The organism is Citrobacter sp. R56, assembly GCF_016811995.1.
Taxonomy (GTDB): domain Bacteria; phylum Pseudomonadota; class Gammaproteobacteria; order Enterobacterales; family Enterobacteriaceae; genus Citrobacter_D; species Citrobacter_D enshiensis.
In genome coordinates this window covers 1,078,582-1,091,903 of sequence record NZ_CP069159.1, presented here as the reverse complement: position 1 = coordinate 1,091,903, position 13,322 = coordinate 1,078,582, and the positions used below count along the sequence as shown (strand labels likewise).

15 protein-coding genes are annotated in these 13,322 nt (G+C 52.3%); 4 read left to right on the top strand and 11 right to left on the bottom strand.

What is annotated here, in order from left to right:
• Window positions 1-69: 69 nt before the first annotated feature.
• Window positions 70-768, top strand: coding sequence for an RluA family pseudouridine synthase (locus JM656_RS05175; RefSeq protein WP_203360293.1), 699 nt, complete (start codon window positions 70-72; stop codon window positions 766-768).
• Window positions 769-804: 36 nt separating this feature from the next.
• On the opposite strand, the gene JM656_RS05170 is transcribed toward JM656_RS05175, so the two are convergent.
• From JM656_RS05170 to speB, 11 genes are all read right to left on the bottom strand, one after another.
• Window positions 805-1,161 carry a DUF1294 domain-containing protein gene (locus tag JM656_RS05170; RefSeq protein ID WP_203360292.1) on the bottom strand — a complete coding sequence of 119 codons (357 nt, stop codon included), beginning with the start codon at window positions 1,159-1,161 and terminating at the stop codon, window positions 805-807.
• A 200-nt stretch (window positions 1,162-1,361) separates the two neighbouring features.
• Window positions 1,362-1,535, bottom strand: coding sequence for a YnfU family zinc-binding protein (locus JM656_RS22230; protein WP_255565741.1), 174 nt, complete (start codon window positions 1,533-1,535; stop codon window positions 1,362-1,364).
• 135 nt (window positions 1,536-1,670) lie between these two features.
• Window positions 1,671-1,844 carry a GnsA/GnsB family addiction module toxin gene (locus tag JM656_RS05165; protein WP_203360291.1) on the bottom strand — a complete coding sequence of 58 codons (174 nt, stop codon included), beginning with the start codon at window positions 1,842-1,844 and terminating at the stop codon, window positions 1,671-1,673.
• Window positions 1,834-1,920 (bottom strand): hypothetical protein, encoded by an 87-nt coding sequence (locus tag JM656_RS22480; protein WP_193568791.1) that lies wholly within the window; start codon window positions 1,918-1,920, stop codon window positions 1,834-1,836. Before JM656_RS22480 ends, JM656_RS05165 begins: the two co-directional genes overlap by 11 nt.
• Window positions 1,921-2,037: 117 nt before the next feature.
• A complete protein-coding gene (locus JM656_RS05155) occupies window positions 2,038-2,265 on the bottom strand; it encodes a hypothetical protein (RefSeq protein ID WP_192613157.1) in 228 nt (75 codons plus the stop codon).
• A gap of 80 nt (window positions 2,266-2,345) precedes the next feature.
• Window positions 2,346-2,534 (bottom strand): cold-shock protein, encoded by a 189-nt coding sequence (locus tag JM656_RS05150; RefSeq protein WP_192614395.1) that lies wholly within the window; start codon window positions 2,532-2,534, stop codon window positions 2,346-2,348.
• Between the two features lie 10 nt (window positions 2,535-2,544).
• Window positions 2,545-2,757, bottom strand: coding sequence for a cold shock protein CspG (gene cspG, locus JM656_RS05145; protein WP_192613158.1), 213 nt, complete (start codon window positions 2,755-2,757; stop codon window positions 2,545-2,547).
• 389 nt (window positions 2,758-3,146) lie between these two features.
• Complete coding sequence (gene betA, locus JM656_RS05140; RefSeq protein ID WP_238929195.1) at window positions 3,147-4,838, bottom strand: choline dehydrogenase; 1,692 nt, start codon at window positions 4,836-4,838, stop codon at window positions 3,147-3,149.
• Entirely contained in the window at window positions 4,838-6,379 is a 1,542-nt protein-coding gene (locus tag JM656_RS05135) for a cytosine permease (protein WP_203360290.1), read from the bottom strand. Before JM656_RS05135 ends, betA begins: the two co-directional genes overlap by 1 nt.
• Window positions 6,380-6,519: 140 nt before the next feature.
• Entirely contained in the window at window positions 6,520-8,031 is a 1,512-nt protein-coding gene (locus JM656_RS05130; RefSeq protein ID WP_203360289.1) for an aldehyde dehydrogenase, read from the bottom strand.
• Between the two features lie 90 nt (window positions 8,032-8,121).
• Entirely contained in the window at window positions 8,122-9,099 is a 978-nt protein-coding gene (gene speB / locus JM656_RS05125; RefSeq protein ID WP_203360288.1) for an agmatinase, read from the bottom strand.
• A 198-nt stretch (window positions 9,100-9,297) separates the two neighbouring features.
• Here speB and JM656_RS05120 point away from each other — a divergent pair, with 198 nt between their 5' ends.
• From JM656_RS05120 to JM656_RS05110, 3 genes are all read left to right on the top strand, one after another.
• Window positions 9,298-10,164, top strand: a complete 867-nt coding sequence (locus JM656_RS05120; protein ID WP_203360287.1) for a LysR family transcriptional regulator — start codon at window positions 9,298-9,300, stop codon at window positions 10,162-10,164.
• A 542-nt stretch (window positions 10,165-10,706) separates the two neighbouring features.
• Window positions 10,707-11,654 (top strand): hypothetical protein, encoded by a 948-nt coding sequence (locus JM656_RS05115; RefSeq protein WP_203360286.1) that lies wholly within the window; start codon window positions 10,707-10,709, stop codon window positions 11,652-11,654.
• A gap of 41 nt (window positions 11,655-11,695) precedes the next feature.
• Window positions 11,696-13,126 carry a DUF2272 domain-containing protein gene (locus tag JM656_RS05110; protein ID WP_203360285.1) on the top strand — a complete coding sequence of 477 codons (1,431 nt, stop codon included), beginning with the start codon at window positions 11,696-11,698 and terminating at the stop codon, window positions 13,124-13,126.
• Window positions 13,127-13,322: the final 196 nt, after the last annotated feature.

The window sequence follows — 13,322 nt, the reverse complement described above, 5'->3', positions numbered from 1 at the left end:
AAACTGAAGATTCGCCAGTCAGCTAAAAATTCGTTATTATCCGTCCTCACTCTCCATCCGGGCAGCCTGATGTCTACGATTTTCGATTCCTTTATTGCCCCGCCGTGCCATGACAAGATAGAAATACTCTATCAGGACGATCACCTGGTCCTTATCAATAAACCCACAGGATTGCTCAGTCTCTCGGGGAAAAATCCGCAAAATATCGATTCGGTGCATCATCGGCTGGTACAGATATTCCCCGGTTGCACCCTGGTCCACCGCCTTGATTTCGGGACGTCCGGGCTGATGGTGATTGCCCGTAATAAGGCTATCAATGCCGCACTCTGCCAACAGTTCAGTCAGCGTACAGTGACCAAAGTGTACAGCGCACTGCTTTGCGGACATCTGAACGACAATGAAGGGGTAATAGACGCGGCGATTGCCAAAGACCCCGCGCTGTTCCCGCTGATGTCAATTTGCGCAATCAACGGCAAACCCGCCCGATCCCGCTATCGGGTCATTGAGCGCTTGTATTACGAACGGGAAGATCAAACGTTACTGCCGGTAACGCGGGTAGCGCTAACCCCGGAGACCGGGCGTACCCATCAACTACGCATTCACTGCCAGCAACTGGGCCACCCTATTTTGGGCTGCGACCTGTACGGTGGGCGCCTGTTGCCAGGCACCGAGCGGACGCCACGGTTGATGCTGCACGCCTGTCAGTTGCATTTTGTTCATCCCATAAGCCTGGAAAAGATCACAGCTAACCATGCCTGCCCGTTCTGAAGCCACTAATCTCTAAGCGTGAAACAGACGCCAGTCTCACAGTGTTGTTATTTGCTCAAGTAATTCGCTTTGATATACCAGACCTAACAACACGACCAAATTCACAATAACACTCACCATAAACCAGGTTTTGAACGGTTGTTTCTGGGTTTTATGCCGGAACAACTGCTGCGCGATCACACCACCGGGCCACCCACCTACAAGGCCAAAGATCAGAAGCGTCTTTTCTGGCACGCGCTGCCAGTCGCGACGTGCAGCATATTTATCTGCGCCATAGAGCAGAAAAGTGAATATATTGACCAGCAACAACCATGCCCAGAACGAATGAAAAACGAAATAGCTGGCTATCAATGAGAGCACCAGTACGCTGTAACAAAGTTGATTAATTCTCATATTGACGGCCTTCCCGCTCCATAAATCCGCTACGAAGCATAAACCAGAAATGAACCTCATTTCACCCGTTAATCACCTATCGTCAAACTGCCCCTCATCACCCAGACTAAAAAATCGGCAGGTTAATTCGGAACTTCCACATGTTAAAATACCGGTTCTGAAATCCCGTCTCTCGTCATTAACCGCCACCAGAATCCACATCACGAGCCTGAGCGCGGCACAATAAACAGGGCCTTACATCCAGGGCAAAGCATTGCCTGCTTCAGACGAATTTTAGACGCGGACTGGGAAGACTTGAGACCACACTCTGGGCAAGTGACGGTAGTTGTAGAAGCGCCACCAATGAATTTCATTGCGTAATCGAAAAATGACATGATGATTAACCTTTCAATGAATGAGCTTCATCGTATCACGCGGTGGTCAAATCGTATGCAACGCAAAACAAAAAAACATCACTTCAGAGAAAAGTGATGTTTTATATAAATAAAGCTCAAGGAACGAAAAAAGAATTAAATTAATTTAATCTTTACGTCATAGCTTTCAAGACCGCTCATCTTCTCACGAGCGGAAAACTGAATATCCGAGACCTCTTTCCCGGTCTTCTTTTTCAGTTCCACTATTTTCTTCGTGATAAATTCCGATATATCCGCTTCTGTTTTTCTTTTTAAGTCTTCAATGTTCACTGTTGACCTCTTCTGGTTTGTAAAGGCAGCAACGCGCCAGCAAGGTTAATGATTTCAGTTTGCCTGTAAGGCACAGATATTTATAAGCTATCCTGCTGAAACATTCAATAACCCCGAGAACTGGCGATGCTCATTCTTTAGGCAAAAACAGGCCGGGATTCAGCAGTGAAAGAGGAAGAGATGTACGGTTTCGCTAAAGAAACTTTCTCGCGGCATCCAGAATTTCTTCTGAACTAATATCGCGATCGGAGGCGACATGAACGACTTGATGATCGCCCGTCAGGGAAGGAAATCCAGCAGACATGACCGGTAAATGCGTTTTCTCGCCATTGGGATATTCACGTAAAATTGTCGTGATGCCACTCATAACGGAAACAACAGCAGCAGGTTCTGCGTTAAAAAATACAATCACTTTTTTCATAACCCCACCGTGATGCCCTCTGCAGGCCATCTGTTATCATACTGAAATCAAATATGGCTCCAGTGCGGAGCCAATATGCATTATTTTCTGAAATCTAATGGAGCCTGACCGGAACGGACGTACAACGCGACATTATCGAATGTCATCATTGTCGACTTGCAAAAAATACATTTTGCGCCGAAGGGATTGCTTTCAGTGACATCAAACGTTGATGTTCTGTATTGTGAACCATGACAACATGGACACCGGAAGTGAATATGGTTAGTAATATCAGTTACCTTAGAGCGCCACGACATTGACTGCCGTTGGACCTTTAGGGCCCTGTTCTACCGAAAATTCAACTTCCTGATTTTCATTAAGCGTTCTGAAATCGTTACTTTGAATTGCAGAAAAATGGACGAATACATCTTTGCTGCCATCTTTAGGGGTGATAAAACCAAAACCCTTATCAGCATTAAACCATTTTACTAAACCAGTCATTTTATTAGACATAAATTATTACCTTATTGAGTTAGCCCTTGGGCAAAATAGTCCGAAAGAAAATTTATCAGAGAGAAAAAAACCTAAAGGGAATCTCAAGAGGGAATCATGATGAGAAATATTACAATGACTACTTCAGATAATTTTGTATCAAACCGCACAGTCATTAACGCATGGTTAACCAAACATAGCAAGCTTTAGTTTTGCTTAAAAATAATTCTTATCTTTCCTCGTCAATACCGGGATAAATCCAAAACGGGCGGCAATGACCCTAATCACTGCCGCCACTCCCCCGCTTAGCGGGCGGGATACGTTTTGTTAATCCACGCGTGGTCATCCTCCCATGTGAAGCACCATTTGCGCACCGGACCGGCCATCACCGTACGCGTTACGAAATGTGTTCAGACGGCCACTTTACGGCGAGGTTCGTGGGTACGTTGCTGCGTTTCCCACTTATCCGCCAGGCCGACTTCAACCTCTGACGGCACGAGCATCGCGCGGCCCCGAACCAGATCCGCCGCACGTTCCGCCAGCATGATCGTCGGTGCATTCAGGTTGCCGTTCGGTTCCGTTGGGAACACGGAAGAGTCAATCACGCGAACCCCTTGCAGACCATGCACGCGCAGTTCGGAATCGACGACCGCCAGCGAGTCTTCCCCCATCCGGCAGGAGCCACACGGATGCATCGTGCTTTCCATATTGGCGCGCACAAACGCATCGATCTCCTCGTCCGTGTTGACGTTCGGGCCGGGAGCCAACTCCTCGCCACGAAAACTGTCCATCGCGGGCTGACCGATGATCTCACGCGTCAGACGCACGCAGCGGCGAAAACCTTCACGATCCTCTTCGCGCTCCAGGTAGTTAAAACGAATTTCCGGATGCTCATACGGATCGGCAGAACGTACCCGCACATAGCCACGGCTCTTCGGTTTGTTAGGGCCGGTCAGCACCATAAAACCGTGTCCCTTGAACGGCTTATCGCCATCGTAACGCATTGCCGCAGGTAAAAAATGGAACTGAATATCCGGCCAGCGCAACCCCTTTTCTGAACGGATGAATCCTCCCGCTTCGAAATGGTTGCTCGCCCCCAGACCATCTTTAAACAGCAGCCAGCGCAGGCCAATTAATGCTTTAGAAAACAGTCCCATTTTGCTGTTCAGCGAGACCGGTTCTTTGCACTGGAACTGGATATAAATCTCGGCGTGATCCTGCAAGTTTTCCCCCACGCCGGGGAGATCGTGTTTCACCTCGATTCCGGCTTTACGCAGAACCTCGGCGGGGCCAATACCGGAGCGCTGTAACAAGTGCGGGGAACCGATTGGACCGGAAGAGATCAACACTTCTCGCGTACAGCGCACGGTGTGGATTTCTCCCCCCTGCTCATACTCGACGCCAACAACGCGTTTACCTGCCAGCACCAGCTTGCGCGTCATCGCATTGGTGACGACGGTCAGGTTAGGTCGTGTCATAGCTGGTCGCAAATAGGCATTTGCGGTAGACCAGCGCACGCCATTTTTAACCGTCATATGCATCGCGCCAAAGCCTTCTTGCATATAGCCGTTCGTATCATCCGTTTTGATATAGCCCGCCTGCGCACCGGCTTCAACCCAGGCGCCATACAGTGGGTTCTGCATGTTGTTGCCGTTGTTGGTGCTCAACGGGCCTTCTGAACCACGATAATCATCGCCGCCAAACTTGTAGTTCTCTGCTTTACGGAAGTAAGGCAGGCAGTTGCGATAACCCCAGTTTTTGGCCCCTAACGACTCCCACTCATCGAAGTCGTAAGCGTGACCCCGGATGTAGACCAGGCCGTTGATCGATGACGATCCGCCCAGCACTTTTCCGCGCGGACAGTGCAGACGACGCCCATCCAGATGCGGTTCCGGCTCGGTTTCGTAGTGCCAGTTAAATTTTTTGGTGTTCATCGGTATCGAAAACGCGCTGGGCATCTGGATAATAATGTTGCGATCGCTTCCGCCGTATTCGATAACCAGTACGTTCACACGCGGATCTTCAGTCAGGCGGTTTGCCAGTACGCAGCCGGCCGATCCTGCCCCTACGATGATGTAGTCGAACTGTTTAGTAGACATCATTATCTTGCTCCATTTTGGTTCTGGACAATTGCGACAGGCACACCTTTATTACCCGTGGTGTACTCCGGCATGTGTAATTCAATATGCGAAATCACGGCTTCTTCATGATGCAGGTTCAGTGAACGGCAGGAGACGTAGTAGACGATGCTGGAGGCAATAAGCCCTACCAGCCAGGCCAGATCAACGCTGCCCATCGCGCGGGCTATCGGCCCAACAAACACCTCACGACCGCCGTCGAAGATGCAAAAGAACGGCACCATCGCGAGAAAACCCGCGAGGTAAGAGAGCAAACCACGCGCCCCCCAACGGCCATAAATGTTGCCGTGCGGCTGGAAGAAGTGCGGGATGGCGTAACGCCCTCTGCGTACAAAGAAATAATCCGTCAGATTGACCGCCGTCCAGGGCACCAGGAAGTACAGCATCACCACCAGATAGATATTCAGCACGGACAACCCCGAGCTGGAGTTGTAGATGCTCATCGCCACGCCCAGTTGCAGGAGCACCACAAAGATGATGGCCACGATGCGTGCTTTGGCCGTCGGCTCTATCTTCCTGAAGGAGTCCACGCTGGTAATAGCTGTCAGTTTGGCGCTGTAGATATTCATCGCAATCACCGGCAGGAACGCCAGGATAGTGATGGCCACAACGGCAGTCCCCAGATGAGGAGAAAAGTTAGCGCCAACCGTATTAAGCGCCACCAGCACATCCGTCGCGCGCAGATGCGACGCCAACCAGCCGCCCACCGAGATCATCCAGGCCCCCGACAACGATGCCCCCAGAAACACGGCGGCGATCAATTTACCGCTGGAGGTATTTTTTGGCAGATAGCGCGAATAGTCGGACACATACGGTGCGTAAGCGATGTTGTAACTGGCGGCGGCCGCAAACTGAGCAACAAAGCCCGTCCAGTTGAAACCCAAAGGTGCCGCCTTCGCCGCCCCTTCGACGGCCGGAGCATCGTGAACCCAGCCCATCAGCACCGCCAGCGTCACCAGACCGTACAACGGCAACGATAAAAACAACGACCATTTGAAGGTTTTGTGCATCCAGTCGTGGCCGAGGATGGCCAGAATGGTTGCCGGTACCGTCACCGCCAGCGCGACCTGGAACGGGTTCCAGCTAAACAGCGTTTTCAACCCCTGCATCATCAGCACCAGGTTGACAATATTGAAGCCAGCAAACACAAACAGCGTTGCTAACAACACGAGCACCACGCCGCGATAGCCAAACTGCGCGCGCGACTGGATCATCTGCGGCAGCCCCAGGTGCGGTCCCTGCGATCCGTGGAAAGCCATGAACAGCGTACCGAACATGATGCCCAGAGTGCCCGCAAGCGTAGTCCATAGCGCATCAAGTCCGACGCTCGGCCCGACAAAGCCGATGGTCATGGTAAAAAAAGTAAAATTGCCGACAAACCAGAAGGGTCCCTGACTGGAGAGTTTATCGGTGCGTTCCTGTTCTGGCACAAAGTCGATCGAGCGTCCTTCTATTGGACTTTGTTCACTGCTTGTCCCTTTCACTGCGGTTGATTCTGGTTGCATAGGGTACCCCTTGGTAGGAAGGGTGAAGCAATAAGAATTCATTAAGCCAGGCGGTTGCCGGCTCGTTAGCTCAGTGTGTTGTGCCGTACCAGACCCTTCCGGGCAGCATGACGCTGCGCGGGAAGGGCCGATAAGTCAGACTATGAAGGCAAGGTGATCCACACGGTTTTGGTTTCCATCAGGTAGTCAAGCTGCTCTGGGCCGAGATCTTTACCAAAGCCGGACTCCTTGAAACCACCGAACGGCAGCGCCGGGTCGATGGTGCTGTGCGCGTTGACGTACACCGAACCGGCATGTAGCTGGGGAATAAGGGTATGCACGCGGGCCAAATCGTTTGAATAGATCGCCGCAGCCAGACCAAACGGCGAGTCGTTGGCAAGCTCAACCGCTTCTTCGACGGTATCGAACGGCGCGGTGACCAGCACCGGGCCGAAGATCTCTTCGCGCACGATACGCATATCATTGCGACAGTGAGCAAAAATGGTCGGTTCGACGAAGAATCCGTCTCTGTCCTGGGGACGTCCACCATAGTAAAGCGTCGCCCCTTCGCGCACGCCAGCGTCAATGTATGACAGCACGGTGTCCTGCTGTTTGGCGGAAACCAGCGGGCTAATGAAGCACTCCGGATCGAGGCCCGGGGCCATTTTCAGCGTGGCGGTATAGTCGGCGAGCGCCGCCAGGAAACGGTCGTAAATACTGCGGTGAATATAGGCGCGGGTCCCCGCATCGCAGACCTGGCCGGAGTTAAAAAATACCCCGTTGGCCACCGCCTGTGCGGCGGCAGGGATATCGGCATCTTCCAGCACCAGAACCGGGGATTTCCCGCCCAACTCCAGGGTCACGCGCTTGATGTTTTCAACCGCCGTCTGCCCGACGGAACGCCCGACAGGCGTCGAACCGGTAAAGGTCACTTTGTCGATCCCCGGATGCGCGGTCATGGCCGCGCCAATCACACTGCCGTATCCGGTGACGATATTCACCACGCCGTCCGGAATACCCGCTTCCTGAACCAGTTCAGCAAAACGCAGTGTCGATAATGAGGTCAGTTCAGCGGGCTTAATCACCGCAGTACATCCCACCGCCAGCGCCGCCGCCAGTTTCCACGCCATGGTTTGCAGGGGGAAGTTCCACGGCACAATCGCAGCCACCACGCCGATCGGCTCTTTGCGGGTATACGCCAGATAATTGCCCGGCAGCGAAGGTTCTACCGTGCGGCCATGCAGTTTTGAGGCCCAGCCCGCGAAGTAGCGAAAGGTGTCGATGGTGCCCTGGATATCAACGTCGCGCGCCTGCTTCACCGATTTCCCCATATCAATGGATTCGATCTCAGCAAGTTCTCTGGCATTGGCTTCAATCAGATCGGCCAGGCGATGCAGCATACGCTCGCGCTCCAGCGGTTTAAGACGACGCCACTCACCGTGGTCGAACTGTTGGCGAGCCGCCGCCACGGCGCGATCAAGGTCAGACGCGGTAGCCAACGGGATCGTGGTCAACACACCCTGCGTGGAAGGCTCGATAACGGCGCTGACCTCCCCTTCGCTACCGTCAACCCACTCTCCGCCAATAAACATCTTCTGCGGTTTGCTCAAAAAGCGTCGTGTCGCGTCTAAAATACCGTAACGATTGAGATAGTGCGTTACTGCTGCATCCATTTGATGATCCTCTTTTTTTTACACCCGATTTTTAACTCACGGGTTATGCAGGTAGGGTTCAGAGGGGTGGTTTAACCACCCACTTGTTGCTTAGCGAGCCTGGGATTGCTTACGCTCGTAGAAAATAAAACCAATGCTATTCATCAGCAGTTGGGCTGCCAGAATCGAGGTCACGCCGGAGGGATCGTAGGCGGGCGCCACTTCAACCAAATCCATACCGATAATGTTGCCGCCACTGCGTTTCGCCAGCGCCTGAATAATCTCCAGCACCTCGTAGTACTGGAAACCACCGTGGCTCGGCGTACCGGTGCCCGGGGCAATCGACGGGTCAAAACCGTCGATATCAATGGTGAGGTAGTAGTTGCAGCCCTGCGGGATCTGCTCCAGCACGCCTTCAACGCCTAAACGGCGTACGTCGCGTACCGACAGAATATTGGAACCCGCTGCACGCGCCGCGTCGTAGTCGCTGCGGTTGGATGAGGAGACGTTGCGGATACCGAGTTGCGTCATGCCCGCGATGTGATTCATTTCTGACGCACGGCGCAGCGGGCTGCCATGGCCATAGCGCACGCCGTGGCGCTCATCGACGAAGTCGAGGTGGGCATCGAAATGGACGATGTGAATCGGCCCGCGCCCTTCATAGGCCTTAATGACCGGGGCGTGAATGGAATGGTCGCCGCCCAGCACCACCGGCATCGCGCCGGAAGCCAGGATCTTACGTACCGCCAGTTCAATGTTTGCGTTACTGCTGGTCATATCGGTGTGCACGATGTCAGCATCGCCCACATCGACCATTCTTACCTGGTCTTGCGTCAGATACAGCGCATCGTCTTCATGATCATAGGCACCAGCATGACCAAACGAAAATAACGTAGACGCCTCGCGAATTCCGCGGGGTCCGAAGCGGGCACCAGAGCGCCACTGCGTCCCCATATCGTTGGGCGCGCCCAGAATCGCGACATCGGCATCAATCTCTTCCCAGTTGAGGCATACCGGCGCTTTGGCAAACGTACAATGGCCGACAAACGGCAGATTCAATCGTCCGGACTCGTAGTTATTGTTCCCCATACTTTCTCCCCCAGTCTGTGAATTTTCTGAAACGACCTGGCACAGGTTGACTTGCCATAACAATGACTATGGACAACAATTTGCATGATAAAAATAGAAAACATCAGATATTCATATCGGCTTTTCCGAAGTAACGCATGAGGAGATAGAGACGTGAATCAACTGCAGAATATTGACCTTAAGCTACTCAGAATTTTCATGACCATAGTGAAATGTAACGGTTTTTCTGCAGCTCAGGCGGCGTTGAATGTGAGCCAGTCCACGATCAGCGAACACATGACCAGCCTGGAGACTCGCCTCGGCGTCAAATTGTGCGAACGCGGGCGTTGCGGGTTTCGACTGACGGAATACGGCACCGCCACCTACGAGGCGGCGCAACGGCTGTTTCTGGCGGTGGATACGTTTTGTATGGATACCTCCGCGCTCAAGCGGCACATCTCCGGCAAGCTCTATCTGGGCATCATTGACAATACCGCCACTGACAACGACAGCGTCCTGTCGCGTACGTTGCGCCAGTTCGTCTCCCACGGTCACGATGTGCAACTGGATATCTACATTGGCACGCCCGCAGAGCTAGAAGGACGCGTCCTTGACGGGCGATTGCACGTCGCCATTGGCCATTTCCCGTTTGAGGTGGCCGGGCTCAGTTATACGCAGTTATACGATGAGCCTGATGGTCTGTATTGCAGCCGCTATCATCCGCTTTTCGATAATCCTCCACGCGGCGATGCCCTCATCGATGCGATTCGTGAGAGTCAAATTGTCGCACGCGGCTTTCTGCAACAACGCGATCTGCAATTGCTCAAATCAAGCTATGCCGCCGCTACCGTCGACAATGTCGAAGCACAGGCCATTCTCATTCTGACCGGCGCGTACCTCGGTTTTCTCCCCCGGCACTATGCCCGCCAGTGGGTTAACGCGGGTCAAATGCGCCAGCTGGAGCCTGAGCAATTTGGCTCTAAATGGCCGTTTTCTTCGATAACAAAACGGGGAGCCACACAACCGGCGATCCTTCGCCTGTTTTTGGAGGAGCTGATGAGTCATTCTTATTCCGCGTCTGCCTGATAGATAACATTGAGAAAAAATACCGGAAATGACAACGCGCGGGCAGTAGCCGATAATTCCCGGTGATGCCCTGGCCGGACAAATAATAACGCGCCCCGGTTATCGCCTTATTTTTCAGTTAAAACATTCAACCGCTGCAATGATATTTATATCAACAAAGAAGCACGTCGTTATTCTGATATTGGCATTGAGATAAGATTAAGTTTATGCCAAAAGTGATTAACTCTTTTTACAGAAAATTTATTTATAACTAATAGAGAGGTAATAAACGTAAAATACACCTCAATCGTTCAGACGACGACCTGCCTCCCCCGCGCCAGCGCGCCTTATCATTTTGTTATTCAGTTTCCCTGACGCATCACCATCCTCACTGTTTTCCACACGGGAACCCCAGCGGGATGCGACGAATGATTGATATCGCGCGATAAATTACGACGAAAATATTAACGATTATTAATGGTATCTGATTCATATTTCAGGGAGAAATCTATGCGATTTCCGAAAGCGGTTGATTGAACACGCCTGATGGTGAGGAAAACAACATGTTTGGACTGGAGACGCTCGACGTACTGATTGGGCTTATGACCGTATACTTTACGTTCGGAATTGCCTGCACCGCTATTGTTGAAGCCATTTCTGCCTGGGCCAATATCCGCAGCAAAAATCTTGACCTGGCGCTGAAAGAGTTATTTTCAGGAGAGCTGGCGCCGAAGGAACAGTTTATTACCCAGTTTTATGCGCATCCTTTGATTCAATCCCTTAGCAAAGGTCAAAACGGTCTCCCCTCTTATATTCCCCCAGAAATAGTCGGGCAGGTTGTGGAATCGCTGGTGGTGGGGAAAACCGTCATGGCGACGCTGTCCGCAGGGGTGAGTTCGCTGCCGGGAACGGCAGAAAATAACCGTATAAAAGGGATCCTTGAAACATTTGTGATGCAGACTGAAAACGATGCAACTCAGTTTCGCCAGGCCGTCGCAAAACAGTTCGATGCCGTGATGGACCGCGCCTCCGGCTGGTACAAACGTAAAACGCAGACCATCACGCTTATCATCGCCGCGCTTCTGGTTCTCAGCGGAAATGTCGACACTATCAATATCGCGACAGTACTGGCCTCAAATCCTGCGGCTCGCGAAAAAATGGTGAGCACTGCGCAGCAGGCCCTGACCAGCGCGGAAAATCAGGCTGAAAAAGCGAAGAACAAAACGATAGTTGTCAACGTTGCACAAGCAAACGCTCAAGTCGAAATAGCCACAACAAAATATACAGAGGCGGTATCCGCCCTGGAGACGTCCGGCCTCTCATTCGGATGGAAAGGTTTGCCGCACACCGTGTGGGAATACCTGGCAAAAGCAGCGGGATTGCTGGTCACCATTTTCGCGGTCTCGCTCGGCGGCCAATTCTGGTTCGACACACTTCAGCGCGTCATGCAGATACGCTCCACCGGCCCAAAACCCCCCGATCCAGACCAGCCCGCCCGTAAGAAAAAATGAGCAATGTGCATTCACTCACTCTCGATAACAGGAGGAGTTTTATGATACTCACCCCCGTGCAAAAAAGTATTTGTGAACGCGTTCTGAATGCTTTTGAAACCGGTTCAGCCGAGGGGAATTATTCCGTCATCGCAATATTCCCTGATGGGCCGCATCAAATTCGACAAATAACGTTTGGCCGTTCGCAAACCACCGAATACGGCAAACTGAAAGATCTGGTCGCCCGATACGTCAACGCAAACGGGCAATTCAGCGCCGAACTTGCCCCCTTCGTTCCCCTGATCGGAAATACACCGCTGGTTGATCATGAGCAGTTCAAGAGTCTGCTTCGTCGCGCAGGCAGCGACGACCCGATAATGAAGACCGTTCAGGACCTGTTTTTTGATGAGCGCTACTTCACTCCCGCGCTGAAATGGGCACAAACGTTTGGCTTTAAAGAAGCGCTTTCCATGTTGGTCATCTATGACTCTTTTATCCATAGCGGCAGCATTTTGCCGTTCCTGCGTTCCCGGTTTCGTGAGGTTCCTCCAGCCAGCGGAGGGAATGAACGCACGTGGATTTCCGAGTATGTCAGGGTGCGAAATTCATGGTTAGCCAACCATAGTAACCCGGTACTGCATCCCACGGTCTACCGGACAAAATGTTTGCGCGTCGAAATTGAACGTGGCAATTGGGATCTTTCGCAGGTGCCGATTAATGCCCACGGCATACCCGTGGGACCGGCGACCGGTATACCGGTAATTCCGGTCGCCATGCCTCTCACGGAGCAAGGCACGGTGCCGTTTATTGACGAAGCGGCAAGCGGAAACGGAGCAGCAGCACCCGCGTCAGAACCCCAACCTGCGGTTTCTTCCGTTACAGGTTTTACCGCCAGTGCGGCGACAATCGCAACCGAAGAATGGCGCTTTTTCGGCGATCAGCGTTACAACCGCAGCGGGGGCATTATCCATACCGGGCGTAAAGAGGGTGAAGATGGCTGGTGGCAGCGCGTCGGTCTGTATTGGGCAAAGATCGGACGAGACGATCTGGACGGGCGGGATCATGACTGGCCGTGGTCAGCGGCGTTTATCTCATGGGTGATGCGCCAGGCGGGGGCCGATCATCGGTTTGCCTATTCGGCCTCGCATGCGACCTACATCAGTAAGTCTATCCGGGACAGAAATCAGGGTAACGCCAATGCCTTGTATTGGGGTTACAGGCTGAATGAGCGTAAACCCCAGGTGGGCGATCTGGTGTGCTGGGATCGGGATCCCGATAAAGTCGTCGACTACGATCACCAGCATCTTGGCAATTACAGCAGCCATACGGATTTAGTGGTTTCCGTCGGTGCTGATGAAATTGAAATTATCGGCGGTAATGTCGGGAATTCGGTGACACGACGCCCGTTAGCGCTCACTGCTGAAGGTTTTCTGGCCAGTGGCGCACAAGGCGGCGAAACGCTGTTCGCCATTATGGGCTACCGCGCTGGCTGAGAGCATCCCCTCTCCTGTGACTTATCTATGAGTACACCGCTGGAGCGTTCCTCTAGCGGTTATCTCTAATTAACACACTGTTTTAAATGGTATTTAACTAACCCGCCGTCCCTCTCCCGCCCTTATCCACACAAAGCACATTGTTAAATATTTGTTGCCGTCGATCACAAAAATTAAACAATTTGGCCGTTTTATA

Excerpts from the sequence above, each read along its gene's own strand:
- JM656_RS05155 (WP_192613157.1), bottom strand. The coding sequence starts at position 2,265 with ATGAAAAAAGTGATTGTATTTTTTAACGCAGAACCTGCTGCTGTTGTT.
- cspG (WP_192613158.1), bottom strand. The coding sequence starts at position 2,757 with ATGTCTAATAAAATGACTGGTTTAGTAAAATGGTTTAATGCTGATAAG.
- betA (WP_238929195.1), bottom strand. The coding sequence starts at position 4,838 with ATGATGTCTACTAAACAGTTCGACTACATCATCGTAGGGGCAGGATCG.
- speB (WP_203360288.1), bottom strand. The coding sequence starts at position 9,099 with ATGGGGAACAATAACTACGAGTCCGGACGATTGAATCTGCCGTTTGTC.
- JM656_RS05130 (WP_203360289.1), bottom strand. The coding sequence starts at position 8,031 with ATGGATGCAGCAGTAACGCACTATCTCAATCGTTACGGTATTTTAGAC.
- JM656_RS05110 (WP_203360285.1), top strand. The coding sequence starts at position 11,696 with ATGATACTCACCCCCGTGCAAAAAAGTATTTGTGAACGCGTTCTGAAT.
- JM656_RS05115 (WP_203360286.1), top strand. The coding sequence starts at position 10,707 with ATGTTTGGACTGGAGACGCTCGACGTACTGATTGGGCTTATGACCGTA.
- JM656_RS05120 (WP_203360287.1), top strand. The coding sequence starts at position 9,298 with ATGACCATAGTGAAATGTAACGGTTTTTCTGCAGCTCAGGCGGCGTTG.
- JM656_RS05170 (WP_203360292.1), bottom strand. The coding sequence starts at position 1,161 with ATGAGAATTAATCAACTTTGTTACAGCGTACTGGTGCTCTCATTGATA.
- JM656_RS22230 (WP_255565741.1), bottom strand. The coding sequence starts at position 1,535 with ATGTCATTTTTCGATTACGCAATGAAATTCATTGGTGGCGCTTCTACA.
- JM656_RS05175 (WP_203360293.1), top strand. The coding sequence starts at position 70 with ATGTCTACGATTTTCGATTCCTTTATTGCCCCGCCGTGCCATGACAAG.
- JM656_RS05135 (WP_203360290.1), bottom strand. The coding sequence starts at position 6,379 with ATGCAACCAGAATCAACCGCAGTGAAAGGGACAAGCAGTGAACAAAGT.